The 26527-nt window shown below is 60.8% G+C and carries 23 protein-coding genes; 15 read left to right on the plus strand and 8 right to left on the minus strand.

Features of this window, described 5'->3' with window-relative positions; translation table 11 throughout:
• Window positions 1-6 precede the first annotated feature (6 nt).
• The 4 genes from ACODTD_RS01430 to ACODTD_RS01445 are packed head-to-tail and all read left to right on the plus strand — an operon-like array spanning window position 7 to window position 3094.
• A complete protein-coding gene (locus ACODTD_RS01430; protein WP_011333921.1) occupies window positions 7-636 on the plus strand; it encodes a hypothetical protein in 630 nt (209 codons plus the stop codon).
• 29 nt (window positions 637-665) lie between these two features.
• Window positions 666-1133 (plus strand): YbjN domain-containing protein, encoded by a 468-nt coding sequence (locus tag ACODTD_RS01435; RefSeq protein ID WP_007955105.1) that lies wholly within the window; start codon window positions 666-668, stop codon window positions 1131-1133.
• The gene (locus ACODTD_RS01440; protein WP_221614748.1) at window positions 1130-2077 is read left to right on the plus strand and encodes a peptidylprolyl isomerase; all 948 of its coding nucleotides are present in this window, start codon (window positions 1130-1132) and stop codon (window positions 2075-2077) included. The genes ACODTD_RS01435 and ACODTD_RS01440 overlap by 4 nt, the downstream gene beginning before the upstream one ends.
• A gap of 39 nt (window positions 2078-2116) precedes the next feature.
• A complete protein-coding gene (locus ACODTD_RS01445) occupies window positions 2117-3094 on the plus strand; it encodes a LysR family transcriptional regulator (protein WP_011333924.1) in 978 nt (325 codons plus the stop codon).
• Window positions 3095-3249: 155 nt separating this feature from the next.
• Here ACODTD_RS01445 and ACODTD_RS01450 read toward each other — a convergent pair whose 3' ends face one another.
• Window positions 3250-3621 (minus strand): DUF6124 family protein, encoded by a 372-nt coding sequence (locus ACODTD_RS01450; RefSeq protein WP_039772362.1) that lies wholly within the window; start codon window positions 3619-3621, stop codon window positions 3250-3252.
• A gap of 387 nt (window positions 3622-4008) precedes the next feature.
• Between ACODTD_RS01450 and ACODTD_RS01455 the strand changes: the two genes are divergently transcribed.
• Complete coding sequence (locus ACODTD_RS01455) at window positions 4009-4524, plus strand: GNAT family N-acetyltransferase (protein WP_011333925.1); 516 nt, start codon at window positions 4009-4011, stop codon at window positions 4522-4524.
• Here the strand turns inward: ACODTD_RS01455 and ACODTD_RS01460 are convergent.
• Both ACODTD_RS01460 and ACODTD_RS01465 read right to left on the minus strand, forming a co-directional pair.
• Window positions 4514-5470: a halovibrin HvnC gene (locus ACODTD_RS01460; RefSeq protein ID WP_236676532.1), complete on the minus strand. Its 957-nt coding sequence runs from the start codon at window positions 5468-5470 to the stop codon at window positions 4514-4516. The genes ACODTD_RS01455 and ACODTD_RS01460 overlap by 11 nt on opposite strands.
• Before the next feature lie 17 nt (window positions 5471-5487).
• Window positions 5488-5913 (minus strand): DUF2599 domain-containing protein, encoded by a 426-nt coding sequence (locus ACODTD_RS01465; protein WP_489104351.1) that lies wholly within the window; start codon window positions 5911-5913, stop codon window positions 5488-5490.
• Between the two features lie 461 nt (window positions 5914-6374).
• On the opposite strand from ACODTD_RS01465, the gene ACODTD_RS01470 reads away from it, so the two are divergent.
• Window positions 6375-6866 carry a hypothetical protein gene (locus ACODTD_RS01470; RefSeq protein ID WP_011333929.1) on the plus strand — a complete coding sequence of 164 codons (492 nt, stop codon included), beginning with the start codon at window positions 6375-6377 and terminating at the stop codon, window positions 6864-6866.
• A gap of 260 nt (window positions 6867-7126) precedes the next feature.
• Here ACODTD_RS01470 and ACODTD_RS01475 read toward each other — a convergent pair whose 3' ends face one another.
• Window positions 7127-7348, minus strand: coding sequence for a hypothetical protein (locus ACODTD_RS01475; protein ID WP_011333930.1), 222 nt, complete (start codon window positions 7346-7348; stop codon window positions 7127-7129).
• A 15-nt stretch (window positions 7349-7363) separates the two neighbouring features.
• Complete coding sequence (gene ccoN / locus ACODTD_RS01480; RefSeq protein ID WP_011333931.1) at window positions 7364-8791, minus strand: cytochrome-c oxidase, cbb3-type subunit I; 1428 nt, start codon at window positions 8789-8791, stop codon at window positions 7364-7366.
• A gap of 329 nt (window positions 8792-9120) precedes the next feature.
• Here ccoN and ACODTD_RS01485 point away from each other — a divergent pair, with 329 nt between their 5' ends.
• The 4 genes from ACODTD_RS01485 to ACODTD_RS01500 all read left to right on the plus strand — a co-directional run bounded on the left by ACODTD_RS01485 (window position 9121) and on the right by ACODTD_RS01500 (window position 13202).
• Window positions 9121-10794, plus strand: a complete 1674-nt coding sequence (locus tag ACODTD_RS01485; RefSeq protein ID WP_489104352.1) for a nitrite/sulfite reductase — start codon at window positions 9121-9123, stop codon at window positions 10792-10794.
• Entirely contained in the window at window positions 10791-11270 is a 480-nt protein-coding gene (locus ACODTD_RS01490; protein WP_201818298.1) for a DUF934 domain-containing protein, read from the plus strand. The genes ACODTD_RS01485 and ACODTD_RS01490 overlap by 4 nt, the downstream gene beginning before the upstream one ends.
• Before the next feature lie 129 nt (window positions 11271-11399).
• On the plus strand, window positions 11400-12374 hold the full coding sequence (locus tag ACODTD_RS01495; protein ID WP_489104353.1) for a hypothetical protein: 975 nt from the start codon (window positions 11400-11402) through the stop codon (window positions 12372-12374).
• Window positions 12375-12530: 156 nt separating this feature from the next.
• Window positions 12531-13202, plus strand: a complete 672-nt coding sequence (locus ACODTD_RS01500; RefSeq protein ID WP_221614743.1) for a DUF3313 domain-containing protein — start codon at window positions 12531-12533, stop codon at window positions 13200-13202.
• A 46-nt stretch (window positions 13203-13248) separates the two neighbouring features.
• Here ACODTD_RS01500 and ACODTD_RS01505 read toward each other — a convergent pair whose 3' ends face one another.
• The 3 genes from ACODTD_RS01505 to ACODTD_RS01515 form a co-directional block, all read right to left on the minus strand.
• The gene (locus ACODTD_RS01505; protein ID WP_221614742.1) at window positions 13249-14244 is read right to left on the minus strand and encodes a DUF3829 domain-containing protein; all 996 of its coding nucleotides are present in this window, start codon (window positions 14242-14244) and stop codon (window positions 13249-13251) included.
• The gene (locus ACODTD_RS01510) at window positions 14241-15887 is read right to left on the minus strand and encodes a J domain-containing protein (RefSeq protein WP_489104354.1); all 1647 of its coding nucleotides are present in this window, start codon (window positions 15885-15887) and stop codon (window positions 14241-14243) included. The genes ACODTD_RS01505 and ACODTD_RS01510 overlap by 4 nt, the downstream gene beginning before the upstream one ends.
• Before the next feature lie 149 nt (window positions 15888-16036).
• Window positions 16037-16462, minus strand: a complete 426-nt coding sequence (locus tag ACODTD_RS01515; RefSeq protein WP_011333938.1) for a YciI family protein — start codon at window positions 16460-16462, stop codon at window positions 16037-16039.
• Between the two features lie 272 nt (window positions 16463-16734).
• Here ACODTD_RS01515 and tpx point away from each other — a divergent pair, with 272 nt between their 5' ends.
• The 5 genes from tpx to ACODTD_RS01540 all read left to right on the plus strand — a co-directional run bounded on the left by tpx (window position 16735) and on the right by ACODTD_RS01540 (window position 26493).
• The gene (gene tpx / locus ACODTD_RS01520; RefSeq protein ID WP_011333939.1) at window positions 16735-17235 is read left to right on the plus strand and encodes a thiol peroxidase; all 501 of its coding nucleotides are present in this window, start codon (window positions 16735-16737) and stop codon (window positions 17233-17235) included.
• 175 nt (window positions 17236-17410) lie between these two features.
• The gene (locus tag ACODTD_RS01525; RefSeq protein ID WP_489104355.1) at window positions 17411-18718 is read left to right on the plus strand and encodes an MdtA/MuxA family multidrug efflux RND transporter periplasmic adaptor subunit; all 1308 of its coding nucleotides are present in this window, start codon (window positions 17411-17413) and stop codon (window positions 18716-18718) included.
• Window positions 18715-21807 (plus strand): MdtB/MuxB family multidrug efflux RND transporter permease subunit, encoded by a 3093-nt coding sequence (locus tag ACODTD_RS01530; RefSeq protein ID WP_489104356.1) that lies wholly within the window; start codon window positions 18715-18717, stop codon window positions 21805-21807. The genes ACODTD_RS01525 and ACODTD_RS01530 overlap by 4 nt, the downstream gene beginning before the upstream one ends.
• 112 nt (window positions 21808-21919) lie before the next feature.
• Complete coding sequence (locus ACODTD_RS01535) at window positions 21920-25027, plus strand: efflux RND transporter permease subunit (RefSeq protein ID WP_489104357.1); 3108 nt, start codon at window positions 21920-21922, stop codon at window positions 25025-25027.
• A complete protein-coding gene (locus ACODTD_RS01540) occupies window positions 25024-26493 on the plus strand; it encodes an efflux transporter outer membrane subunit (RefSeq protein WP_011333943.1) in 1470 nt (489 codons plus the stop codon). Before ACODTD_RS01535 ends, ACODTD_RS01540 begins: the two co-directional genes overlap by 4 nt.
• The last annotated feature ends 34 nt before the right edge of the window (window positions 26494-26527 follow it).

Below are 26527 nucleotides of genomic sequence, written 5' to 3' on the forward strand. Positions count from 1 at the left end.
AGGGTTATGAAAATCCGCTGTTTATGGCTTGGGCTCGGCATGTTGATCGCCACCGGGGCGAGCGCCGAAGGCATGGAGGAACGCCTGCGCACCCAGTTGCGCAGCACCACCCAGCAACTGCAAACCCTGCAAAGCCAGCAGGCCCAGGCCAGCGCCGCGCAACTGGCGGCGCAGAACGAAGCCAAGGCTGCGCAGGCACAAATCAAGCAATTGACCGCCGAACTGGCCAAGGCCAAAGGCCTCGCCGAGCAACTGGCCGGGCAGCAGCAAGCCCTGCACAGCCAGGCCCAGGCGCAAGTCGCGGCCAGCAACGAGCAGACCGGCAAATTCAAGAAAGCCTATGACGAGTTGTTGGTCATGGCCCGTGCCAAAGAGGCAGAACGGTCTAAGCTTCAAGCGCAATTGACTGAACGTGACACACAAGTGCAGCAATGTTCGGTCAAGAATCAGCAGATGTACGGCGTGGCCAAGCAGATTCTCACCGCCTACGAAAACATCGATGTGGCCGAGGTGATGAAAATCCGCCAGCCCTTCGCCGGCAGCGCCCGGGTCAAGTTTGATGAACTGGCTCAGGGCTTTGGCGACGAACTGTACAAGACTCAATTCGATGCGCCGCAAGCTGCGATCGCGCACTGATTAAAAGACTCATGGACAAGGAAGAAGTAATGACTCAATTGATCTCCCACGTATCCCCGCAATCCCTGACCGACGTTCTGCAAGCCGCCGGTTACCGCGTCAACCAGACCGAACAGAACGGCATTGTCCAGTTGCTCAGCGCCAGCCAGGGCATCGGTTATGCCGTGCGTTTCGGCAACCCGGCGGTGGCGGAGCAGGGCAGCTACGTCGACTTCACCTTCAGCTGCGCCTTGCGCGTGCAGGGCGAGTTGCCGGCCGGTGTGGCCGAGCAGTGGAACGCAACCCGCCGGTTTGCCCGGTTGTCGTTGCAGGGCGAATTTCTGGTGATGGAAATGGACGTGGTGGTGGCCGCTGGCGTGAGCAGCGATTACCTGCGCGGCAACCTGGAGCTGTGGGATCGCCTGCTTCAGGAGTTCATCGTGTACCTGCGTGATTTCACCCAGAACGCTGCCGCCGCCCAGGCTCCAAAGGTTGAGCAAGAGGAAGTCGCGCTGTGACAAAACCTGCCATGGTAATCAGCGCCGCTGCGGTGGCGCTGCTGGTGGTGGCCGTGGCGCTGGTGGTGCGGCCGGGCAATGACCCGGTCGCCGCCCAGCAACCGGCGCCGGTGATTGCGGCGAACAGTGGGCCTGCGGTGGCGCGGTTGGGCAATCAGCAGGTTTCACCGGAGGAGTTGCAGGCGTTGCTGGCGGCTGTTCCACCGCAAACCCGCGAGCAACTGCGCGGTAATCGTGAGGCGCTGGAGCGCTGGATTCGTTCACGCCTGGCTGAAAAAGCCGTGTTGGAGCAGGCCGACGCCCAGGGTTGGGCGCAGCGTCCGGACGTGGTTCGGCAAACCCGTGCCGCTACCGAACAGATCGTGTTTCGCGACTATTTGCAGTCGGTGAGTAAAGTGCCGGCGGATTACCCGAGCGCTGCCGAGTTGCAGCAGGCGTATGACGCGGGCAAGGCCAATTGGCAGACGCCGGCGCTGTATCGGGTCAGCCAGATTTTCCTCGGGGTCAACGAACCACAGAATCTTGAGGCGGTGCGCAAGCAGGCGACGGAGTTGAGCAAGAAAGCCCAGGCAACCTCGGCAGACTTTGCAGGCCTGGCCAAGGAGTTTTCCCAGGATCGGCTAACCGCTGAGCGCGGCGGCGACACCGGCCTGCAACCGTTGCAGCAACTGGTGCCGGAAGTGCGTGGTGTCGTGGCGCGGCTCAAGGTTGGCGCGGTTTCCGATCCCGTTCAAAGCAGCGGCGGCTTCCACGTGATCAAACTCACTGAGCAACAACCGGCCCGCACCGCGACCCTCGACGAATTGCGTGACCAACTGACCCAGGCCTTGCGGGCACAGCGTCAGGAACAGATCGCCCAGGCCTATCTGGACGGCATGCTCAACACCGCAACGCTGAGTATCGACGGGGCCGAGCTCAATAAGGTGCTGGAGACCAAACCCTAAGCGCGGCACACCAAAACAAAGATCGACAGGGAGTCATCGATGTCATTCACCGAACCCGCAGCACGACCGAGCAGCGCCGATTTCCGCTGGCCCCGGGACAAGGAAGAATCCTGGCTGGCGCAAGCGGCGACCCTCGACGGCGACGTCGCGCAATATTTTCTGGTCAGCGCCCGTTGCGGCTGCTTCATGCAAGCCGCCCGCAGCCTCAACGTGCGCTCGACCCTGCTGCGCAAACAACTGGCGCAACTCGAACAGCAACTGCAATGTGCGCTGTTCAGCTTTCAGGGCAGCGCCTTGAGCCTGACCCGTGAAGGCCAGCAATTGCAGGCGCAACTGATCGCCCTGGCTCACGAGCGCAAACTCCCGGTGATCGAGCAACCCCTGATAAGGCTGGCCGTCGCCGAATCGATCCTGCATGACATCCTCGGACGCGACCTCATCGCACTGTTGCGCCGCAACGCCAGCGTGCGCCTCGAGATCATCGCCCTCGACAGCGAACTGGCCCTGCGCGCCGTCAGCGCCGACATCGTGCTGTGGCTCGCCCACGGCGATACCCCGCACCCCGGCCCGACCTTCGCCACCAGCGAACCGCAACGCCTCGCGCAACTGGAATACCAGCCACACATTGCCAAGCGTTACTCCCGCGTGACTGCACGCCCGGAAAGCCCCGACGACCTCGCCGATTTCATGCTGGTGCAATGGCAGCATGACCGGCAGATCGACAGCTTTCGACCGTGGAATGAACTGGTCGCACAGCGGTTGGCCGGGGTAGTGCAGATGCAGTCTTATGAACTGATGCTGGAGATGATCCGGTGCAGCGCGTGTATTGGTTTGCTGCCGATGTACATGAGCCGGTTTGATCGCGGGTTGGTGGCGTTGCCGGGGTTGTTTGACGAGGCGATGCGGTTGCAGGCCTGGTTGGCGGTGAACAGTGAATCGCAGGAGGCTGGCGAGGTGCGGACGTTGGTTGAGTTGATTCAACGCACTTTCAATGAGCGGCAGGAGTGGTTCGAGTAATTTTTCTTAGATCGTTCCCACGTCGAAAGCGTCCGCGTGGGAATGCCTCAAGGGACGCTCCGCGTTCCAGCTCCGGGAGGGACGCGGAGCGTCCCGGGCTGCATTCCCACGCGGACGGTTCGACGCCTCGACGTGGGAACGATCAGGCGATCAGGCTATAGCGGAGCCTCGGCCTTCAACTCCAGATTATCCAGCGCCCGATTTACCGCCAGTTCACCCAGCATGATCAGTTGCGCAATGCCCAGCAGCACATGCCGATGCGAGCCGTCCACCAGCCCGGCGAAGTCGGTGGCCATGGTTTTGGCCGAAGTCAGGGTTTCGCAGGCGTCGGCCAGCAGTTCTTCGCTGTCGATGCCGGGAGCGATGAGGTAGCGGGTGTTGGGTTTGAGCAGGGGTTTTCTGGGGAGTAGAGGATTGAAGTAGTGATCGAGGGCGCGTTCGGCGGCTTCGTGGAAGGTCTTTGAATCGAGGGATTCGTAGGGCGAGGTGGTGTCGGTTTCGGGTGGGTTGGGTGTTGGTTTGATCATGGTGAAGCTCCTTGAGAAATGGAGCCGTCATCCACCGCTGCTAAACGAATGGGGTGGCGGCTGTACGCGGGTTAGCAGACCAGGCTCAAGGATCCCGGCGCACCGAAGTGCCCCACGCAAGCCGCCATAAAACAGAAATGGCGAAACCAGCGTGCCTTGAGAATTGCCGAGCTGCTAAACCCGATCGCTGATTCATCAGCGACCCGGAAACGATAGAGCCCGCCCTCAAGGCGCACAAGCCGGCGGATTCTGGCGGATGCGTAGGCAATGGCGCAAGCCGTTGTGGCTTGCCGGACGTTTCGGTCAACGGCTTTAAACAGTCATGGCGAATCCGTGAAGAAGCGGTTTACAGTGACCGGCCACGCACTGATCCAGGAGGGATCTTTCATGCCTGAGCACAACCCCGCCATTCACCTCGAACGCTTCAGCGAGTCCCACGTCGAAAGCGTCACCGCGCTTTACAACGACCCGGCCGTGACCCGGCAGGTGCTGCAGATGCCGTTTCAGTCTGCCGAGATCTGGCGCCAGCGGCTGATGCCCGAAAACGAACGGATGGTGAAACTGGTGGCGCTGCATCAAGGTGCGGTGATCGGGCATCTCGGGCTGGAGGCTTTTTCGCGAATTCGCCGTAGCCACGCCGGCAGTGTCGGCATGGCTGTTGCGGTGGCGTGGCAGGGCAAGGGTGTGGGTTCGAAGCTGTTGTCGGCGGCGCTGGACGTCGCCGACAACTGGATGAACCTGCACCGGGTCGAGCTTTCGGTGTATGCCGATAACGAGGCGGCCATCGGTCTTTACCGCAAGTTCGGCTTCGAGACTGAAGGCCTGTTCCGGGATTACGCCGTGCGTGACGGGCAATGGGTCGACACCCTGAGCATGGCGCGGCTGCGTCGGGTTACGGCTTGACCAGTTGGTCCGCATCGACGTACTGGAACGTTGCCTCGGTGGCAGGTGTGGCCGGCGGAAACAGGCGGATCACTGGCACCCAGATCTTCGGGTTTGTGGAGTCGTAAAAATCCTTTTGATTGCCCTGTGCTTCGGCAAGACCAGTATTGGTGCCGCCGGCCACGAAAAAGAACGCCATGAGCGGGAGTGTGTTTTGCAGGTTCTGTGGCCAGGTCTTGATCACGATTTCATTCTGCTCGGAGAAATGCGCGGGCATCTGGCTCAGCATTCCCCTTGCTCGTACAGATTGATAGAAGGGCACTCCCGCCGGTTTGCCGGTGGCTTCGGAAACGTCAAATCCGCATTGTCGAATGTGATGACTGTCGGGTGAGGTGTCCCATACGTTTTTCCATTGTTCGGCGGTGGAAACCCCGGCACTCTGGCAGCGCTGGCTTGTTGCGGGAAACGAGGCATGAGCACCGCAGGGTGTCGTGCGGTTCCAGGTCCAGCCATCAATCGGGAAGGAGCACAGTACATCAAGGTCGATCTTGTCGATGGGAGCGCCAAAGATGGGGTACAGCATGAAGCCGTTGCCTTTTCCCCATGCCAGGCGGCCGAATTTTGAGTCGGCCCTGAGATAGGAAAACGAAACACCGCCGTTTTTCACTGAGGTCGGGCTTGGGTTCCAGACATGGTGCGTGTCGCCGGGGTTCTTGTCAGTGACTCGAAAGATGATCCCGGAACAAAGAAAAGCAGGTCGATTGTTGTTTTGATCGCAGTTCGGAAATTTACGGTTGTAGAGCGTGTTCAACAACTCGATCACCTTAGGTCCGCTCATTTCGGCGTGAGGGTTGTTGCTCACGACCGGCAACGGTGGATTGGTGTCGACTTGAGTACAACCCAGAAGCGTTGCAAACAAAATCCCAAGGAAGATGTTTTTTGTATTCATTGCGCCCTTACTGTTCATGGCCCCGTTGCCTGCGCTCAGGGCGCGTCTTCAAGTAACGGCGTTTCGTGGTTACAGCCTTCTGCCACTGTTTTTGAAGGTCCAACGTCAGGGCGCCAGGGCTCCAGGTACCACTCAGGTTTGTTCCGGGCAACCATCAGATGACAGATCAACTGGTGGCGCAGGCCATGAGTGTTTGTCCAGTAACGGCTGTTGGAATAATCACGGGTGAGTTCATCCCATAAATAGGCCGTGCCTTCCGGTGGCGTTTGTCTGGCGCAGTCGGTCGGCTTGATGGAAAGTGCCCACTCGTAGTTCCGGTAGATCCATTGCGCGCTCGCGATGTAACTCTTACAGCGCTCCACTTTCTGGATGTAGCTGTCTGCGTTTGCGAGCTCGGATGCGCGCACGTCGTCCGGCGGAGTTGCCGCTTGCGCGCAAACAGCCGGCAGAGTCATCAACATTGCGCCAATTATTCTGTGCATGATGTGTACTCAGGTTTTTTACAGGCAAGTTGTGGAATTGTTGTGGCCAACAATGGTGTCCTTAAAAGGGTAAGTCTCAAAAACCAGGGAAAGATGATTTGATCTCCACTGTGCTTGTTGAAGAGAAACCAGAGTCCTTTCGACGCCTCGGTCGTAGTGGGGCCGATCCGGGTGACCTGCACTTTGATTTCATTGGGGCCATTCATTTCAGAACTCCAGAGTTCCATGTCGTGCAACTTGAAAAACGACTGCACTTATCAAAGCTCATGGAGTGGACGCTGCCTACTGTCAGATCTGACAGGTGAATACCGAAAAAAGCAGCCGTTCGTCGTATTTCATGAAGAGTCGTCGGTCAACTCGTCCGAGCTTGGTCGTACGTCCTGAGGCTGAACCTGCCATGATCGTCCTTCGCGGTATCGCTACTCTACGAGGGCAATCAGATGGACGACGTACAGCAACTGGGCGAGATGCTTCGCCACTATGCCGACAGCGAAGCGCACAAGAAGCAATTGTTCGAGACGCAGTCAGCGACCTGGGCCACCCGGATTACCGAGTTGTTCGGACAGATTCAGCAATGGCTGGAACCGGTGCAGGCGCCGGGTTTGCTGGAGGTCAGTCGCGAGGCTTATGTGGCGTTCGGGCCGAGCATTCCGGTTGAGACCTCAACCTTCAAGACTGAAAAATTGAGCATCGTGATTGCCGGCAAACCGGTGGAGTTTGTGCCGGACGTGATGGGCAGTGGCGGGCAGATTTCGCTGGCGGTGATGGGGTTGACGGCGGCGCGGTACGGGAGTGTTTCGTTGGTGGGGCTGCCCGATGGTGATTGGCAGTGGCGCAAGACCAATGGGTTGAAGGATCCGGATACCTTTGCCTTCGATGCGAATTTCCTCGCGCAGCAACTGCAGAGCCTGATTCCCAGAGACCGCACCTAAGATCAAGTGCCACCCCTCATCGGAACGCCGCCCGCCCAGCCCTCTCCCCAGAGGGGAGAGGGTGAAAGGGAGCAGATCTGCGTTGTTTTCAATCCTGAGTTCGACTGAGAGGGAGCAGATCGGGGCTTTTCAGCGCTTGAGTTCGGCTCGATATTTCAGGTCGGTGTATTACGGATAAACAACCCGGTCAGTTCCCTCTCCCTATGGGCGGTCCGACGTTTCGGGAGGGCTAGGGTGAGGGGCCGCTCGGCTGACACACCTCACATCTCAAGATTGACCCACCCCGGCTTCGCCACCTCCGGCGCCACCGCTTTCACGGTTTTACCGGTAGCCATCTCAACTCGCCGCGCCACCTCCGGATCATCGGCAAACGGCGTCAGACTCGCCTCATCCAGGCTCTCGCTCGTCTCATGCCGCAAGCAATACTCCACCGCCAGCCACAGAAACACCACACCCAACACATTCAAGAAAATATCGAACATGACCGGCTCCCTGCCTCAGGCGATCTGCGCTTCACGGTGGGCGAGTGCAACGTCGGCAACCCGCACCGTGCGCCACACGTTGTAGGCCATCAGCAACATGCCGCTGAGAAAGAACACCCCGCCGGCAAACCGTACGACAAACCCCGGATGACTGGCCTGCAGCGCTTCGACGAACGAATAAGTCAGCGTGCCGTCCTCGTTGATCGCCCGCCACATCAGGCCCTGAGTAATGCCGTTGACCCACATCGAAGCGATGTACAACACCGTGCCAATGGTCGCCAGCCAGAAGTGCAGGTTGATCAGCGGCGTACTGTGCATGCGCTCGCGGCCAAACACCTTGGGCACCATGTGATAGGTTGCGCCGAAGGTGATCATCGCCACCCAGCCCAGCGCCCCGGCGTGGACGTGGCCGATGGTCCAGTCGGTGTAGTGGGAGAGGGCATTGACGGTCTTGATCGCCATCATCGGCCCTTCGAACGTCGACATGCCGTAGAACGCCAGCGATAGAACCAGGAAGCGCAGGATCGGGTCGGTGCGCAATTTATGCCAGGCGCCCGACAGGGTCATCATCCCGTTGATCATCCCGCCCCAGCTCGGGGCCAGCAGGATCAGCGACATCGCCATGCCCAGCGACTGCGCCCAGTCCGGTAGCGCGGTGTAGTGCAAATGGTGCGGGCCGGCCCAGATGTACAGGGTGATCAGCGCCCAGAAATGCACGATCGACAACCGGTACGAATACACCGGCCGATTCACTTGCTTGGGCACGAAGTAATACATCATCCCGAGGAACCCGGTGGTGAGGAAGAACCCCACCGCGTTGTGCCCGTACCACCACTGCACCATGGCGTCGGTGGCGCCGGAATACACCGGATAGGACTTGAACCAGTCCACCGGGATCGACAGGTGATTGACCACGTGCAGCATGGCGATCACCAGAATGAACGCGCCGAAGAACCAGTTGCCGACGTAGATGTGCTTGGTTTTGCGCTGCACCACGGTGGTGAAGAACACGATGGCGTACGCGACCCAGACCACCGCCATCCAAACGGCGCCGGAGAATTCGATCTCGGCGTATTCCTTGGTGGTGGTGTAGCCCATCGGCAGGGTGACCAGCATGATCACGATCACCGATTGCCAGCCCCAGAAGGTGAAGGCGGCGAGCTTGTCCGAGTACAGCCGCACCTGGCAGGTACGCTGCACGGCGTAGTAACTGGCGGCGAATTGCGCGCTGCCGGCGAAACCGAAAATCACCAGGCTGGTGTGCAACGGTCGCAAGCGGCCGAAGGTGGTCCACGGCAAGTCCAGATTCATCTCCGGCCATACCAGTTGCGAGGCGATCCATACCCCCATCGCCATGCCCACGACACCCCAGAAAACAGTCGCGATGACGAATTGGCGGACGACCTTGTAGTTATAAGCCTGTCCGATTGTTGCTGTGCTCATGGTCAGTTCATCCACGGTTGCAAAGTCTTGCCAGGCCACCCGGTCTGGCACGAGCTGCACTGTAGAAACCCCACCGGAAACAAAACAGGCTCAGGAATTGTTCATTTATGCGGATCAGATCCAGGCGCTGCCTGCGGCCATCTGCCGCGCCCTGATACGGTTTTTATGCGTTCAGGTGAATCTGTTGTGCACTGCGCCGTTCGTCCATAGTCAGGGAAAATACTGTGGGAACGGGCGAACCCGAGATAGCGCCAGATGCGAACTGGCGCTATCTCGGGTTCGCCCGTTCCCACAGGAATTCATGTAATTCCTGATGAGGTAGTAGGCCGATGTATGAGTACGATGATTACGACCGGGCGCTGGTGTTCGAGCGCGTTGCGCAATTTCGCGATCAGGTCGAGCGCTTCATGGCCGGGGAGTTGAGCGAAGAGGAATTCCTGCCGTTGCGCCTGCAAAACGGCCTGTACATGCAAAAGCACGCGTACATGCTGCGCGTGGCCATTCCTTACGGCACGTTGAGCGCCGAACAGATGCGCACACTGGCGAGCATCGCCCGGGATTACGACCGGGGTTACGGCCACTTCACCACTCGGCAGAACATGCAGTTCAACTGGATCGAGCTGCACGAAGTGCCGGACATTCTCGAACGCCTGGCGCAGGTCAACATGCATGCGATCCAGACCTCGGGCAACTGCGTGCGCAACATCACCACCGAAGCCTTTGCCGGGGTCGCGGCAGACGAGCTGATCGATCCGCGTCCGCTGGCCGAAATCCTGCGGCAATGGTCAACGATCAACCCGGAATTCCTGTTCCTGCCGCGCAAGTTCAAGATCGCCATCTGCTCGGCGACGCAGGATCGCGCGGCGATCATGATGCATGACATCGGCCTCTACCTTTATCCCGGACGTGACGGCCAGATGCTGCTGCGGGTGATCGTCGGCGGCGGTCTGGGGCGCACGCCGATTCTCGGTCTGCAAATTCGCGATGGCCTGCCGTGGCAGCATTTGCTGTCCTATGTCGAGGCGGTGTTGCGGGTCTACAATCGCCACGGCCGGCGCGACAACAAGTACAAGGCGCGGATCAAGATTCTGGTCAAGGCGCTGGGCATCGAAGCGTTCGCCAAGGAAGTCGAGGAGGAATGGCAACACCTCAAGGACGGCCCGGCGCAATTGACCGAGGATGAATACCAGCGCGTCGCCAGTGCCTTCGTGCCGCCGAGCTATCGCACATTGGCGGGCACCGATCTGGATTTCGGCACGCATCTGGCGGAGAACCCGGCGTTCGCCCGCTGGGTTGCGCGCAACGTTCAGCCGCACAAGGTGCCGGGCTACACCAGCGTGGTGCTGTCGACCAAACCGGGCCTGGCCGCGCCGCCGGGGGACGTCACCGATGCGCAGATGCAGGCCGTGGCTGACTGGTCCGAGCGTTTCGGCTTCGGCGAAATCCGCATCGCCCACGAGCAGAACATCGTCCTGCCGGATGTGCCCAAATCCGAGCTGTTCGCGTTGTGGCAACTGGCGAAAGAGCAGGGGCTGGGCGCCGCCAACGTCGGTCTGCTGACCGACATCATTGCCTGCCCCGGCGGTGATTTCTGCGCGCTGGCCAACGCCAAATCGATCCCGATTGCCCAGGCGATTCAGGCGCGTTTCGACAACCTCGATTACCTGCATGATCTGGGCGACATCAGCCTGAATATCTCCGGCTGCATGAACGCCTGCGGCCATCACCACATCGGCAACATCGGGATTCTCGGCGTCGATAAAAACGGCAGCGAGTGGTACCAGATCACCCTCGGCGGCGCGCAGGGCAAAAACAGCGCACTGGGCAAAGTCATCGGCCCGTCGTTCAGCGCCGCCGAAGTGCCGCAGGTGATCGAGCGGATCATCGGCACCTTCGTCCGTTATCGCGAGGCCGAAGAACAGTTCGTCGAGACCGTGGCGCGCATCGGACTGGAGCCGTTCAAGGAGCGGGTCTACCCGAAAGCGCTGGAGGTGTCGGCATGAACAATCTGTTGCGCATTGAGGCGAGTGGGGCGCGGATCGTGCTCGATGATCCGTGGACGCTGATCCGCTCGCCCGAAACGGCTGACAGCACTGAAATGTTGATTCTGCCACTGGCCCACTGGCTCGAATCGCCCTCGACTCACGCGGTCTGGCTGGGCCCGGACGATGGCGTCGAAAGCCTGCTGCCATGGCTGACCTCACTGCCACTGATCGCCCTCGACTTCCCGAGCTTTCGCGACGGCCGCGCCTATAGTCAGGCTTATCTGCTGCGCAGTCGTTTCGGCTGGAAAGGCGAGTTGCGCGCCATCGGCGATGTACTGCGCGACCAGCTCAGCCACATGCGCCAGTGCGGTTTCGACAGCTTCGCCGTACGCGAAGACAAATCCGCCGAGGATGCGCTCAAGGGCCTGGCGGGGATGAGCGTGTTGTACGGGCGCTCGGTGATCGAGCCGCGACCGTTGTTCCGGCGCCGGTGATGCAGGGGAAACCCTTAGAACCCTGATGAATCGGGGATTTTTCCTTGGGTCGATGGTGGCCTTTTGGTAGAGTCCCCGTCGCCAGCGGGTTTTCGGCTGGACGACGGAACGAAGAAGGGAGTCTGATCAGTGAGTCCGGGAAAAAAAATTCTGGGCATCACCGCGTTGCTGTTGATGGTGACGCTGTGGGCCGGTTACATCTATGTGTTCAACGAAAACCGTGGCGGTCAGCTCGGCGGTGTCGGCGAAAGCACCGCGTGGTGCGGCACGCCGCCGAACACCGAAGCGGCGCTGCTGGGCAAGGATCAGCTGACCCTGCGCATCACCAACAACCTGCGCGGCGAGTTCATGCTCAGCGGCGCGGTAGTGGTTTCCGAGCGCACGTTCAACCGCTATGACCTGGGCCGCAACGAACTGCGTCTGCGCCTGGAACCGTTGCAGTGGTCGTTCGGCGTCACGCCGATCTTCCTCGAACAGGTGAAAGTCCTGCCCCTGAGCCGCAACCTCGCCTCGACCGACAAGAGCGCCTTTGCCGAACTTGAATCGCGGCCGATCAGCGTCCAGGGCCGGGTCACCGAATTTCCTTTCGACACCTATCGCTACGGCTACAAGCCAGTCCTGTATTACCTCAAGGGCAGCGAGCGCATCGACCTGCGCTTCAAGAACATCACCACGCTGATGGAGATGTCCAACACCTTCACGCCGATCCAGAAGTACAACCGCGCCGACTACATCAACGAGAAAAACTCGATGATCCGCGACGAGGACTACAAGGCCTACGGCCCCCACGAATGCGCGTTCAGCGTCGAGCGCAAAGGCTCGTTCAAGTTCGTGGTGCTGTTGATGTTGCTGGTGCTGTGCCTGCCGTTGCTGCTGGTGTTCTACCGCGATGAACCGGGGATCGACTTCCTCGCCACGCTGGTGGGGATCGGGGTGGTGCGCACGGTGCTGGTGGGGCCGGTGCAGGATTTCCAGCTGTACAACATTGATTTTCTGTTCGGTGCGGCGATTCTGCTGGTGGGAACGGTGTCGCTGATCAAGGCGATGCGGGCCAACAGCCGGCGGGAGATGGCGTTGAGAAGTGGTGAGACTTCGAGCTGGTAGAAGAAAGCCTTGAGCACCCGTGATGGTCCGGACCTTTCAAAGGTCCGGACCCGACGTTGTGCAATGTTCGGGTTTCTGATCGCAAACGGCGCGAATTTAGCTATACCTGTAACTCCCCCGACGCAATAAATTCGGCCTTCCGACAGGAGTTACAGCATGAAGCTAGCCGTAATGATGAGCACCCTGTGCATTGCCACGCTGGGCGTGGTGGGTTGCTCCAGCAAAACCGTCGCACCCGACGAGTACTCAGGCTTCCTCAAGGACTACAGCCAACTCAGGGAGGCCAAATCCCCGTCGGGGGCCGAAGTGATGCGCTGGATCGACCCGAAAGTCGACATCGGCAAATTCACCAGCTTCTACGTCGAACCGACCCAGCTCTATCCCAAACCGCAACCCACCGTGAAGATTCCGCAGCAGACCCTCAACGGCATCACCAGCTACTACGATCAGGCGCTCAAGCGTGAACTGGGCAAATCCCTGCCGCTGGCCTCAGGCCCCGGGCCGGGCGTGATTGTGGTGCGCGCGGCCATCACTGCCGTCAGCAGCAAGACCGAAGGCCTGCATGCTTATGAGGTGATTCCGGTGGCGTTGGTGGCGGCAGCGGTCAGCACCGCCAGCGGTATTCGCGATCAGGAAACCACGCTGGCGACCGAAGCGGTGTTCCTCGATGGCGGCACCAACAAGGTGGCGGCGCAGGTGGTGCGCAAGGGCACTGGCAAACCGCTGGAAAATGATTCGCAGGTGATGAAGGCCGATGACGTGAAAGGCGTGATCGACGGCTGGGCCTCGGACCTGCATCAGTCCTACCTCAAGCTCAAGGCCAAGTAAGGCTGGCTGCCGGATCGCTCATGGCGGGCGATCCGGCTGGCTGTCATCAGAACTCGGCTCTGGCTCGGCGGTTGTAGTAGCTGAGCAGTCCATCGTAGCGGCGGTTGATGGCGTAGAAATCATCACTCAGCCGTTTTGGCTCGGCGTGATTCCGCCAGTCCTTTTGCAGGGTATACAGCGCGTCGAGGTATTCGGTCCCGGGCTTGCCAATGTACAACCACAGGTCCCGCGCAGCATCGGTCTTGTTCTGGAAACCGCTCGTTTGCGAGCTCAGGAAGGGCTCCCGACGATTCCAGGCCTGTTGCAGCTTCGCGGTGGTGTCCGCCAGCAATTGCGGGGTCAGCGTGCGATTTTTCATGGCCGCTTCGAGCACATCGACAGTTTCCCGGGCCTGGATCATATAGGCCAGCAAATACCAATGAACGTCCCGGCCCTGGCGTGCTTCCAGCAGCCTGAGCTGTTCGGGCCGCTGCGCGGCGTCCAGCGGCAGGAGGGCTTGCCTGAGGCGTGTCGAGGCACTGGCGTAATCCTGCGAGACGCGCTCGATCATTGCCTTTTCTTCAGCGGACGGCTGTTGCGATGAGGAGATGAAGCTCGCTTCCCGGTAAAACCGTTGAGGCGGAAGCGTTGTCGTCACACGATTCAGCGCCAACGCATATTCATTGGCTACTTGCGCCAGCTCGGGTTGATAAGCCAGCAGTTCGAGTTTTTCGGTAAAACCTTGGGAGCAGACATCGCGCTGGATGTCTCGCACGTTGAGCGCGTCACTGTCCTCGAAATCGCTCAGGCTGGCGAACCATCGTTCATCGACCGGTGGACGTGGCTGGGGATGCTTGTAACGGTCGTAGGCCACTCGCCATTGCACGTCGATCCGGTTGACGCAGGCGATCACCGGGCTCAGGGCATTGGCCTGGGCGGTGACCGGCGCATCGCGCCCGTCCAGCCAGAGATCGAGTTGCAGGAAAGGACGGGTCGCACTCGTCAGCGCCATTATCACCAGCGCGAAGAAAATACCGAGGCAAAACATCATTCTCGAGCTCATGGGCGGGCCTCCTTGCCGTACCACTGTTCGACGGTGGCCGGTGCGCTGCATTCGGCGGTGGTGGCCGGCAAGCGACTGCACAGGCGTTCGGTCCAGGGTTGCAGGCCCTGATTGCGATTGACCGTGCCTTGGCTGGCGACCACTTTGAATACGCCGAGCACGAGGGCCAGCACCAGAATGCCGAAGATCGTCACGCCGACCTTCATGGCCGGACGGCTCTCTTCCCAGGACACCCGGGGCCTGGACTGCCAGCGGCGCACCAGTCCGAAGGTCGCCAGGATCGCGGCGTACACCACGCCGGCAATCGGGCCGAAAAACCAGCCGAGCCCGGCCACCATCAGCGCGCCGGGCATGAAGTCGCGCAGTACGCCGAATGGCGGCGAGTCTTTGAGGAAGCGCGGGCAGAGGCCAGTGCTGAGCCGGTCATCCAGCCGCCATACACGATGGGCAACGTTGTGCACCAGCCAATTGAGCCCGGCCACAATCACGCCGAACACCACGGTCGAGATCATGACGATATTGATCAGCCCGCTGAGGCGAATGCCCAGCGGAATGTAATGGGTGAATGCACCGATCAGGCAGGCCAGCACCACGCCCACGTAGGTCGGCCAGTCATTGAAGCTCAGTTCCCAGTCGCGCCAGAAAAACGCTGTGCCGCCGGGCATCTGCGCGCAGATCTTGGGGTGATTGGCGTACAGCTCCGAACTCAACTTGCGGCATTGAGCCCAGTCGTCCTCGCGCAGGCGCCGGGCCAGCGCGCGGCGGGCGCTGAACGAGCCGGTGCCGAGCAGCAGGCGGGCGGCGCGGTGTTCGGAGGTGACGGCGGGCTCCGTAGCCAGTTGTTGCTGGTGAGCCAGGAAAAGCGGCGCATTTTGTCGAGCCAGCAGGCGTTGCCATTCGCCGTCAGGGCAGAGATTCCCCGTGCTGCCGTGCCAGCCTTGACCAGTGCGCACCCGTTCGAAAATCTCGGGAGACCAGACTGGCGCATCCAGCAGCAAATGGCTCAGGGCACGGTTGAACCATTGCCGATGTTGTTCAATCGTCAGCCAATTGAAATCGGCACAACGGGCGTAGGCCTGGAAAAATCCGTCGACGTCTTCCCGTTCGAGGGCATCGCGCATCGGTTGCGCAATGCGCGCGCGTTGCTGATCCAGCAACAGGTCAATCGATATCTCGTCCAGCTCCAGGCGTTGCCAGGCGCTGAACCAGAAGAAGGTCGGTATGGCCCAGTCCACCAGCGTCTGCGAAGTCTCAGGGTGTTCAATGCAATGATGCAGCACCGTGTCTTCGAAGAAATGCGCGCAACCCTGTTTGAGGGTGACGGCATGGCGATGATTCAGCTCTTCAACGCTGAGCCCGTCCAGCGAGCGGGTCGCCAGTTGCAGGGCATCGACCTCAACCACTGTCAGGCCACTCAGATCCCAGGATTCTTCAATGCCCGGATCCTGCGCTTGTTCTTCATCCTGCTCGTGATACTGCTGCCATTCCTTGTACGCCAGCGCCTGCTCATAGGCATCGCGCAGCCGCTGGAAGCCCTCGGGGTCATCGTCGGGGCGGGTTTGTTTGAGCAGGACGGCATATTGGCGTTTGATAGCGCGCACATCGGCGTCGGCCGACAGGCCAAGGACGGTCCAGCAACTCATTGCGATGACAACTCCATGAAAACCGCGACGCGATCCAGTGGTGGCATTGTGATGTTGCGCACCCTACCTGTTTCGCGTCGAAAAGTCCTCGTGTCTCGCTCAGTCGTCACCGGCCTTACGGAAAATGCTGACGTGCTCGATTCGGGGCTTCAGTGTTTTTTGGCTTGCTCGCGTATGCGTTCTTCCTGCTCACGCAGTTCCGGGGTGAACTCGGTGCCGAAATCTTCCGCGCTGAACACCTGGCGAATCTCGATTTCCGATTCAGTGCCCGGCATGGGATTCGGGCAGCGCTTGACCCATTCGATGGCCTCTTCTTTGGATTTCACGTCCCAGATCCAGTAACCGGCGATCAGCTCTTTGGTCTCGGCAAACGGGCCGTCGATCACGCTGCGGTTTTCGCCACTGAAGCGTACGCGGGCGCCTTTGCTGCTGGGATGCAGGCCGTCGGCAGAAACCAGGATGCCGGCCTTGGCCAGTTGTTCGTTGTAGTTACCCATGTCGGTCAGCAACTGTTCGCTGGGCATCACGCCGGCTTCGGAGTCGTGGCTGGCTTTGACAATGATCATGAAGCGCATGGTGTTTCTCCGCAGGTGAGTGAGGGATTCATGGCCTAGTCGAACGGCCGGGATCTGAATCGACAGGTCGTTAAAGAAAAGATGCAGACTCGCGTTTTAACAAGCATCACCCTCTTTTAGAGCGGGGATGTGTGGGGGTACTGGAGAATGTGTATCCAGTTTTGCGTGCCAGCACATGACAATTTCAGTCCAGGCATAGGTCGTCGGACAATTTCGTGGTTAACTTCCGCCTCTTGCATGCTTTCCCAACAACGTTAAGAAGGACTCCGTTCATGGCTCAAGTCACGCTCAAAGGCAACCCGGTTCAAGTCAACGGCCAACTGCCACAAGCCGGTTCCAAGGCGCCAGCCTTTTCCCTGGTAGCCGGCAATCTGTCCGACGTCACCCTGAAAGACTTCGCCGGCAAGCGCAAAGTGCTGAACATCTTCCCAAGCGTCGACACCCCGACCTGCGCCACTTCCGTGCGCAAGTTCAACGCCCAGGCCAACGACATCAGCAACACCGTGGTGCTGTGCATCTCGGCTGACCTGCCGTTCGCCCAGGCTCGCTTCTGCGGCGCCGAAGGCCTGGAAAACGTACAAAACCTGTCGACCCTGCGCGGCACCGAGTTCCTCGAGAACTACGGCGTGGCCATCGCTGACGGCCCGCTGAAAGGCCTGACCGCCCGTGCGGTGGTTGTTCTGGACGAAAACGACAACGTCCTGCACAGCGAACTGGTCAAGGAAATTGCAGAAGAGCCTAACTACGAAGCGGCACTGTCCGTTCTGAAATAAGCGCTTTTACAATTGTTAACGGCCTGGCCCTGTCCAGGCCGTTTTCATTTGTGTATCAGTGTTTTGCCTCACACCTTGAAACGTAAGTGGAAGGTAAATTGCCGGTAAAGCTGCTTTGCTAAATCCCCACCAGTGCTTATCGTTCAGCCTCCCGTAAAAGAAGCCCACGCGCCCAATGGTTAATCAGTCCATGCAATCGTCTTCCCGAAACTCCCGTCGCTGGCTGTTGAGCCTGCTTGTCCTGCTGGTCATTGCCGGTCTGTGCTGGAAATTCTGGCCGTCCGGTTCGACCCACAAGGAGGGCGGCGAGAAGGCGCAGGCCGGCCACACCGGTCGTTCGGGGATGATGCGTCCGGGCTTCGGCGGCGCTGCAGGGCCGATTCCGGTGCGCGTGGCGCCGGCAGTCACCGGGGACTTCCCGCTGTACTACAAGGCCCTGGGCACGGTGACGGCGCTCAACACCATCAATGTGCGCAGTCGGGTTGGTGGCGAACTGGTGAAGATTTATTTCGAGGAAGGGCAAATGGTCAAGGCCGGTGACCTGCTGGCGGAGATCGATCCGCGTCCGTACCAGAACGCCTTGCTCCAGGCGGAAGGCACCTTGCTGCAGAATCAGGCGCAGTTGAAGAACGCCCAGGTCGATGTCGAGCGCTATCGCGGCCTGTACAAGGAAGACAGCATCGCCAAGCAGACGCTGGACACCGCTGAAGCGCTGGTCGGCCAATACCTCGGCACCGTGAAAACCAATCAGGCGGCAGTCAACGACGCCAAGCTCAATCTCGAATTCACCAAGATCCGCGCACCGATTGCCGGTCGCGTCGGCCTGCGTCAGCTCGACGTCGGCAATCTCGTGGCGGCCAACGACACCACGTTCCTCGCGGTTATCACCCAGACCCAACCGATCAGCGTGGCCTTCACCCTGCCGGAAAACAGCCTGGAAACCGTGCTCGCCCGCTACCGCAGCGGCGCCAAACTGCCGGCCGAGGCCTGGGACCGTGGCGACACCAAACTGCAAGCCACCGGTGTGCTGCAAAGCCTCGACAACCAGATCGACGTGACCACCGGCACCCTGAAATTCAAAGCGCGCTACGAGAACCGCGATCAGTCGCTGTTCCCCAACCAGTTCGTCAACGTTCACCTGCTGGCTGACACCTTGAAAGGTGTAGTGCTGGCGCCGTCGGCGGCCATTCAGTTCGGCACCAACGGCACCTTCGTTTACGCGCTGGACGGCGACAAGAAAGTCACCATCCGCCAGTTGAAGATCGGTGCCAGCGACGGCGAAAACACGGTGGTCACCGAAGGCCTGGCCGCCGGCGACCGGGTGGTGCTGGAAGGCACCGACCGTCTGAAGGAAGGCAGTGAAGTGGAAGTGGTCAACGACAGCAAGGATGTACCGACCACCCCGACCGAACACCTGCAAGGCAAGTCCGCCGCCACCGCGCCTGACGCCGCCGTCACCGACAAGGCCAAGAAGGGCGCATGAACATTTCGCGTCTGTTCATCCTCCGTCCGGTCGCCACCACGCTGAGCATGCTGGCCATCGTGTTGGCCGGTCTGATCGCCTATCGCCTGCTGCCGGTTTCGGCGTTGCCGCAGGTCGATTACCCGACCATCCGGGTCATGACCCTGTATCCGGGCGCCAGTCCGGACGTGATGACCAGCGCCGTTACCGCGCCGCTGGAACGCCAGTTCGGGCAGATGCCGGGCCTCACGCAAATGGCCTCGACCAGTTCCGGCGGCGCGTCGGTGCTGACCCTGCGGTTCAGTCTCGACATCAACATGGACGTCGCCGAACAGCAGGTGCAGGCCGCGATCAACGCCGCGACCAACCTGTTGCCGACCGACTTGCCCGCGCCGCCGGTGTACAACAAGGTCAACCCGGCGGACACCCCGGTGCTGACCCTGGCCATCACCTCGAAAACCATGTTGCTGCCCAAACTCAATGATCTGGTCGATACGCGCATGGCGCAGAAGATCGCCCAGATCAGCGGCGTCGGCATGGTCAGCATTGCCGGCGGCCAGCGTCAGGCGGTGCGGATCAAGGTCAACCCCGAGGCCCTCGCGGCCAATGGCCTGAATCTGTCGGACGTGCGCACGCTGATCAGTGCGTCCAACGTCAACCAGCCCAAGGGCAACTTCGACGGCCCGACCCGGGTGTCGATGCTCGATGCCAACGACCAGCTGACGTCGCCCAAGGATTACGCCAACCTGATTCTGGCCTACGCCAACGGCGCGCCGCTGCGGCTCAAGGATGTCGCGCAGATTGTCGACGGCGCCGAGAACGAGCGTCTGGCGGCATGGGCCAACCAGAATCAAGCTGTTCTGCTGAACATCCAGCGTCAGCCGGGCGCCAACGTGATCGAGGTGGTCGACCGGATCAAGGCGCTGCTGCCGAGCATCACCGACAACCTGCCGGCCGGCCTCGACGTCGTCGTGCTGACCGACCGCACCCAGACCATCCGCGCTTCCGTCACCGACGTGCAACATGAACTGTTGATCGCCATCGCGCTGGTGGTGATGGTGACGTTCCTGTTCCTGCGGCGTGCCAGTGCCACGATCATTCCGTCGGTGGCCGTGCCGCTGTCGCTGATCGGTACGTTCGGCGTGATGTACCTCGCCGGCTTCTCGGTCAACAACCTGACGCTGATGGCACTGACCATCGCCACCGGTTTCGTGGTCGACGATGCGATCGTGATGCTGGAGAACATTGCGCGTTTCATCGAGGAGGGTGATAGCCCGATGCAGGCCGCGCTCAAGGGCGCGAAGCAGATCGGTTTCACCCTGATTTCCCTGACCCTGTCGCTGATTGCGGTTCTGATTCCGCTGCTGTTCATGGCCGACGTGGTGGGGCGGTTGTTCCGTGAGTTCGCCATCACCCTGGCGGTGGCGATCCTGATTTCTCTGGTGGTTTCGCTGACCCTGACGCCGATGATGTGCGCGCGTCTGCTCAAGCGCGAGCCGGAAGCACATGAGCAGGGCCGTTTCTACCGCGCCAGTGGTGCGTTCATTGACTGGATGATTGCCGCTTACGGCCGCAAGTTGCAGTGGGTGCTCAAGCATCAGCCGCTGACCCTGCTGGTGGCCATCGGCACACTGGCCCTGACCGTTTTCCTTTATATGGTGGTGCCCAAGGGCTTCTTCCCGGTGCAGGACACCGGGGTGATCCAGGGCATTTCCGAAGCGCCGCAGTCGATTTCCTTTGCCGCCATGGGCGAGCGTCAGCAGGCGCTGGCCAAGGTGATTCTGGAAGATCCGGCGGTGGAAAGCCTGTCGTCCTACATCGGTGTCGACGGCGACAACGCCACGCTCAACAGCGGTCGGCTGCTGATCAACCTCAAGCCCCATGGCCAGCGTGACCTGACGGCGACCGAAGTGATTGCTCGCCTGCAACCACAACTGGACAAGCTTGTCGGCATCCGTCTGTTCATGCAGCCGGTGCAGGACCTGACCATCGAAGACCGCGTCAGCCGTACCCAGTACCAGTTCAGCATGTCGTCGCCGGATTCTGAATTGCTCAGCCTGTGGAGTGGCCGACTGGTCGAGGCGCTGGCCCAGCGCCCGGAACTGACCGACGTCGCCAGTGACTTGCAGGACAAGGGCTTGCAGGTGTTCCTGGTGATCGACCGCGACGCCGCTTCACGGCTGGGCGTGTCGGTATCGAACATTACCGATGCGCTGTACGACGCGTTCGGCCAGCGGCAGATCTCGACCATCTACACCCAGGCCAGTCAGTACCGCGTGGTGCTGCAGGCTCAGACCGGGGAGAAGATCGGTCCGCAGGCGCTGGATCAGATTCACGTCAAGACCACCGACGGCGGTCAGGTGCGATTGTCGAGCCTGGCCCACGTCGAGGAGCGGCAGGCGCAACTGGCGATCACCCACATCGGCCAGTTCCCGGCGGTGATGATGTCGTTCAACCTCGCGCCCGGCGTGGCGCTGGGGCATGCGGTGGACATCATCGAGCAAGTGCAGAAGGACATCGGCATGCCGATCGGCGTGCAGACCCAGTTCCAGGGCGCGGCCGAAGCGTTTCAGGCGTCGCTGTCGAGCACCTTGCTGCTGATTCTGGCGGCGGTAGTGACCATGTACATCGTGCTCGGCGTGCTTTACGAGAGCTACATTCACCCGATCACCATTCTCTCGACCTTGCCGTCGGCGGCGGTTGGGGCCTTGTTGGCGTTGCTGCTCAGTGGCAATGACCTGGGGATGATCGCGATCATCGGCATCATTCTGCTGATCGGTATCGTGAAGAAGAACGCGATCATGATGATCGACTTCGCCCTCGACGCCGAACGCACTCAAGGCATGGCGCCGGAGCAGGCGATCTATCAGGCGGCGCTGTTGCGCTTCCGGCCGATTCTGATGACCACGCTGGCGGCGCTGTTCGGCGCGGTGCCGCTGATGCTGGCCACCGGTTCCGGCGCTGAATTGCGTCAGCCGCTGGGTCTGGTGATGGTCGGCGGGTTGCTGGTGAGTCAGGTGCTGACCTTATTCACGACGCCCGTGATTTACCTGGCTTTTGATCGGTTGGGACGGCGTTGGGCGAAGTCCGGCACAGGAGAGGTTGCGTGAAGGGCGACGTGAATACAGCTGCAAGCGTCAAGCTTCGAGCTGCAAGAGAAGAGCGTACCGAAAGCTTGTTTTCAGCTTGCGGCTTGCAGCTTGCCGCTAGTGGTTGCCACCTATGAATCTTTCGGGTCCTTTCATCAAACGCCCCGTGGCAACCATGCTGCTTTCATTGGCGATCATGCTGCTGGGCGGTGTGAGCTTCGGCCTGCTGCCGGTATCGCCGCTGCCGCAAATGGATTTCCCGGTGATCGTGGTGCAGGCCAGCCTGCCCGGCGCCAGTCCGGAAGTCATGGCGTCCACCGTGGCCACGCCGCTGGAGCGCTCGTTCGGCACCATTGCCGGCGTCAACACCATGAGCAGCCGCTCCAGCCAGGGCTCGACGCGGGTCATCCTGCAATTCGACCTCGACCGCGACATCAACGGCGCGGCGCGGGAAGTGCAGGCGGCGATCAATGCCTCGCGCAACCTGCTGCCGAGCGGGATGCGCAGCATGCCGACCTACAAGAAGGTCAACCCGTCGCAGGCACCGATCATGGTGTTGTCGCTGACCTCGGATGTGCTGGAAAAAGGCCAGCTCTATGACCTGGCCTCGACCATCCTGTCCCAAAGCCTGTCCCAGGTGCAGGGCGTCGGTGAAGTGCAGATCGGCGGCAGCTCGCTGCCGGCGGTGCGTATCGAACTCGAACCTCAGGCGCTGAACCAGTACGGCGTGGCGCTGGACGATGTGCGCAAGACCATCGCCGAAGCCAACGTGCGTCGGCCCAAGGGCTCGGTCGAGGACGACCAGCGACTGTGGCAGATCCAGGCCAACGATCAACTGGAGAAAGCCAAGGATTACGAATCGCTGATCATCCACTACAACGGTGGTGCGGCCCTGCGCCTGAAAGACGTGGCCAAGGTCAGCGACGGCGTGGAAGACCGGTACAACAGTGGTTTTTTCAACGATGACGCGGCGGTGCTGCTGGTGATCAACCGCCAGGCCGGCGCCAACATCATCGAGACGGTCAACGAGATCAAGGCACAGTTGCCGGCGTTGCAGGCGGTGCTGCCGGCCAGCGTCAAACTGAACCTGGCGATGGATCGCTCACCGGTGATCAAGGCCACGCTGCACGAAGCGGAAATGACCCTGCTGATCGCCGTGGCGCTGGTGATCCTGGTGGTGTTCCTGTTCCTCGGTAACTTCCGTGCGTCCCTGATTCCGACGTTGGCGGTACCGGTGTCGCTGGTCGGCACTTTTGCGGTGATGTACCTCTACGGATTCTCGCTGAACAACCTGTCGCTGATGGCGCTGATTCTCGCCACCGGGCTGGTGGTGGACGACGCCATCGTGGTGCTGGAGAACATTTCCCGGCACATCGACGAAGGCGTCAAGCCGATGAAGGCCGCGTACCTCGGGGCCAAGGAGGTCGGTTTCACCTTGCTGTCGATGAACGTCTCGCTGGTGGCGGTGTTCCTGTCGATCCTGTTCATGGGCGGGATCATCGAAAGCCTGTTCCGCGAATTTTCCATCACCCTGGCGGCGGCCATCGTGGTGTCGCTGGTGGTTTCCCTGACGCTGACGCCGATGCTCTGCGCGCGCTGGCTCAAACCCCATAAGCCGGGTGAGGAAAACCGCCTGCAACGCTGGAGCCGCCGCACCAACGACTGGATGGTCGGCAAGTACGCCACCAGCCTCGACTGGGTATTGCGCCACCGTCGCCTGACCTTGCTCAGCCTGATCATCACCGTCGGAGTGAACGTCGCCCTGTATGTGGTGGTGCCGAAGACCTTCATGCCGCAGCAGGACACCGGCCAGTTGATCGGTTTCGTGCGCGGTGACGACGGCCTGTCGTTCAGTGTGATGCAGCCGAAAATGGAGACGTTTCGCCGTGCCGTGCTCAAGGATGACGCGGTCGAAAGTGTGGCGGGGTTCATTGGTGGCACCAACGGCACCAACAACGCCTTCATGCTGGTGCGCCTGAAACCGATCAAGGAGCGCAATATCTCGGCACAGAAGGTCATCGAGCGCCTGCGCAAGGAAATGCCCAAGGTGGCCGGTGCGCAACTGATGCTGATGGCCGACCAGGACCTGCAGTTCGGCGGCGGTCGCGAGCAGACCACTTCGCAGTACAGCTACATCCTGCAAAGTGGTGATCTGGGTGAGTTGCGCGAGTGGTATCCGAAAGTGGTCACCGCGCTCAGGGCCTTGCCCGAGCTGACGGCCATCGACGCCCGGGAAGGCGCGGGCGCGCAGCAGGTGACATTGATTGTCGACCGCGATCAGGCCAAACGCCTGGGCGTGGACATGGAGATGGTCACGGCGGTGCTCAACAATGCCTACAGCCAGCGGCAGATCTCCACGATTTACGACAGCCTCAACCAGTATCAGGTGGTGATGGAGGTCAATCCGAAATACGCCCAGGATCCGGTGACACTCAAACAGGTTCAGGTGATTACCGCCGACGGTGCGCGGATTCCGCTGTCGACCTTCGCTCACTATGAAAACAGCCTGGAAGACGACCGGGTCAGCCACGAAGGCCAGTTCGCCTCCGAGAGCATTTCCTTCGACATGGCCGAAGGTGTGACGGTAGAGCAGGGCAGTGCCGCCATCGAGCGGGCGATTGCCAAACTTGGCCTGCCGGAAGACGTGATCGTGAAAATGGCCGGCACCGCCGATGCGTTCGCCGCCACCCAGAAGAGCCAGCCGTTCATGATCCTCGGTGCGCTGCTGGCGGTGTATCTGGTGCTGGGCGTGCTGTATGAGAGCTACATTCACCCGCTGACGATTCTGTCGACGCTGCCATCGGCCGGGGTCGGTGCCTTGCTGTCGATCTACGCGCTGGGCGGCGAGTTCAGCTTGATCTCGCTGCTCGGGCTGTTCCTGCTGATCGGGGTGGTGAAGAAGAACGCGATCCTGATGATCGACCTGGCGCTGCAACTGGAGCGTCATCAGGGCATGGCGCCGCTGGAATCGATCCGCAGCGCCTGTCTGCAACGCTTGCGGCCGATCCTGATGACCACGCTGGCGGCGATCCTCGGCGCCTTGCCGTTATTGCTCGGCCGGGCCGAAGGCGCGGAAATGCGCCAGCCGCTGGGCCTGACCATCATCGGCGGGCTGATTTTCAGTCAGGTGCTGACCCTTTACACCACGCCTGTGGTTTACCTCTATCTCGACAAGCTGCGCCATCGTTTCAACAAATGGCGTGGCGTGCGCACTGATGCCGCTCTGGAAACTCCGCTATGACTGACCGTTCGCTTATCAATCTGGCTACCGTTCGCGGCTCGCGTCTGCTGAGCCTGTCGCTGTGCGTGGCGATGCTCAGTGCCTGCGCCGTCGGCCCGGACTACCAGCGCCCGCAGACCGCCGAAATCGCCCAGTACAAGGAAGCCGAAGGCTGGCGTCAGGCCAATCCGAGCGATTCCCTGGCGCGTGGTGCCTGGTGGGAGCTGTATGGCGATCGTCAGCTCAACCAGCTGATCGAGAAACTCAACAGTTCGAACCAGACCGTCGCCCAGTCCGAGGCCCAGTACCGTCAAGCCCAGGCGTTGGTACGCAGTGCACGCGGGGCGTTTTATCCGAGCGTCGATCTGAGTGCCGGCAAGACCCGCTCCAGCCAGGGCACCGGCAGCAGCAGTTCGAGTCTGAGCAGTTCCTCCAGCGGCATTCGTGACACGTACAACGCGCAACTGGGCGTGAGTTGGGAAGCGGATGTCTGGGGCAAGTTGCGTCGGGGCCTGGAAGCCAATGAAGCCAGCGCCCAGGCGAGCTATGCCGATCTGGCGGCGATGCGTCTGAGCCAGCAGTCGGAACTGGTGCAGAACTACCTGCAACTGCGAGTGATTGATCAGCAGAAACGCCTGCTCGAATCCACAGTGGCGGCGTACGAGCGCTCGCTGAAGATGACCATGAACCAGTACAACGCCGGGGTTTCCGGACGTGATGCGGTGGCGCAGGCGCAGACCCAGCTGAAAACCACCCAGGGCGATCTGGTGGACCTGATCTGGCAACGGGCGCAGTTCGAAAACGCCATCGCGGTACTGACCGGCCAGCCGCCTGCTGAATTCAACATTGCCGAAACTCAGGACATTCCCAAGCTGCCACAGATTCCACTGAGCCTGCCGTCGCAGTTGCTCGAGCGCCGTCCGGACATCGCCTCGGCCGAGCGCTCGGTGATCGCCGCCAACGCCAACATCGGCGTGGCCAAGGCTGCGTATTACCCGGATTTCAGCCTGAGCATGAGCGGCGGTTACAGCAGCAGTACCTCGCAGAACCTGATCAGCCTGCCGAACCGCTTCTGGTCGGTGGGGCCGAAAATGACCCTGCCGCTGTTTGACGGCGGCATTCGTTCGGCCGAAGTCGACCGCACCGAAGCCGTGTACGACCAGACCGTGGCCAAATACCGCCAGACTGTGCTCGATGGTTTCCGCGAAGTGGAAAACTATCTGGTGCAATTGAAGGTGTACGAAGACGAAGCGGCGGTGCGCCAGGAAGCCCTCGACGCGGCACGGGATTCGCTGCGCCTGACCGAAAACCAGTACAAGGCCGGGGTGATTGCTTATCTCGATGTAGTGACGGTGCAGGCGACGGCGCTGAGCAATGAACGCACGGTCCTGAATATCCTGCAGAGCCGTTTGATTGCCAGTGTGCAGCTGATTGCGGCGCTGGGTGGTGGCTGGGACGGGCAGCTGGAAACCACTGATAACCGCTGAAACAGAGCCGGGAGCGATCTGCTCAAGACACCGA

It is taken from the genome of Pseudomonas sp. FG35, assembly GCF_057809295.1.

Coding starts and splice junctions, on each gene's coding strand:
- ACODTD_RS01490 (WP_201818298.1), top strand. CDS start 10,791: ATGAACAATCTGTTGCGCATTGAGGCGAGTGGGGCGCGGATCGTGCTC.
- ACODTD_RS01510 (WP_489104354.1), bottom strand. CDS start 15,887: ATGAGTTGCTGGACCGTCCTTGGCCTGTCGGCCGACGCCGATGTGCGC.
- ACODTD_RS01470 (WP_011333929.1), top strand. CDS start 6,375: ATGGACGACGTACAGCAACTGGGCGAGATGCTTCGCCACTATGCCGAC.
- tpx (WP_011333939.1), top strand. CDS start 16,735: ATGGCTCAAGTCACGCTCAAAGGCAACCCGGTTCAAGTCAACGGCCAA.
- ACODTD_RS01450 (WP_039772362.1), bottom strand. CDS start 3,621: ATGATCAAACCAACACCCAACCCACCCGAAACCGACACCACCTCGCCC.
- ACODTD_RS01455 (WP_011333925.1), top strand. CDS start 4,009: ATGCCTGAGCACAACCCCGCCATTCACCTCGAACGCTTCAGCGAGTCC.
- ACODTD_RS01465 (WP_489104351.1), bottom strand. CDS start 5,913: ATGTTGATGACTCTGCCGGCTGTTTGCGCGCAAGCGGCAACTCCGCCG.
- ACODTD_RS01535 (WP_489104357.1), top strand. CDS start 21,920: ATGAATCTTTCGGGTCCTTTCATCAAACGCCCCGTGGCAACCATGCTG.
- ACODTD_RS01460 (WP_236676532.1), bottom strand. CDS start 5,470: ATGAACAGTAAGGGCGCAATGAATACAAAAAACATCTTCCTTGGGATT.
- ACODTD_RS01475 (WP_011333930.1), bottom strand. CDS start 7,348: ATGTTCGATATTTTCTTGAATGTGTTGGGTGTGGTGTTTCTGTGGCTG.
- ACODTD_RS01445 (WP_011333924.1), top strand. CDS start 2,117: ATGTCATTCACCGAACCCGCAGCACGACCGAGCAGCGCCGATTTCCGC.
- ACODTD_RS01540 (WP_011333943.1), top strand. CDS start 25,024: ATGACTGACCGTTCGCTTATCAATCTGGCTACCGTTCGCGGCTCGCGT.
- ACODTD_RS01505 (WP_221614742.1), bottom strand. CDS start 14,244: ATGAGCTCGAGAATGATGTTTTGCCTCGGTATTTTCTTCGCGCTGGTG.
- ACODTD_RS01525 (WP_489104355.1), top strand. CDS start 17,411: ATGGTTAATCAGTCCATGCAATCGTCTTCCCGAAACTCCCGTCGCTGG.
- ACODTD_RS01515 (WP_011333938.1), bottom strand. CDS start 16,462: ATGCGCTTCATGATCATTGTCAAAGCCAGCCACGACTCCGAAGCCGGC.
- ACODTD_RS01435 (WP_007955105.1), top strand. CDS start 666: ATGACTCAATTGATCTCCCACGTATCCCCGCAATCCCTGACCGACGTT.
- ccoN (WP_011333931.1), bottom strand. CDS start 8,791: ATGAGCACAGCAACAATCGGACAGGCTTATAACTACAAGGTCGTCCGC.
- ACODTD_RS01530 (WP_489104356.1), top strand. CDS start 18,715: ATGAACATTTCGCGTCTGTTCATCCTCCGTCCGGTCGCCACCACGCTG.
- ACODTD_RS01485 (WP_489104352.1), top strand. CDS start 9,121: ATGTATGAGTACGATGATTACGACCGGGCGCTGGTGTTCGAGCGCGTT.
- ACODTD_RS01430 (WP_011333921.1), top strand. CDS start 7: ATGAAAATCCGCTGTTTATGGCTTGGGCTCGGCATGTTGATCGCCACC.
- ACODTD_RS01500 (WP_221614743.1), top strand. CDS start 12,531: ATGAAGCTAGCCGTAATGATGAGCACCCTGTGCATTGCCACGCTGGGC.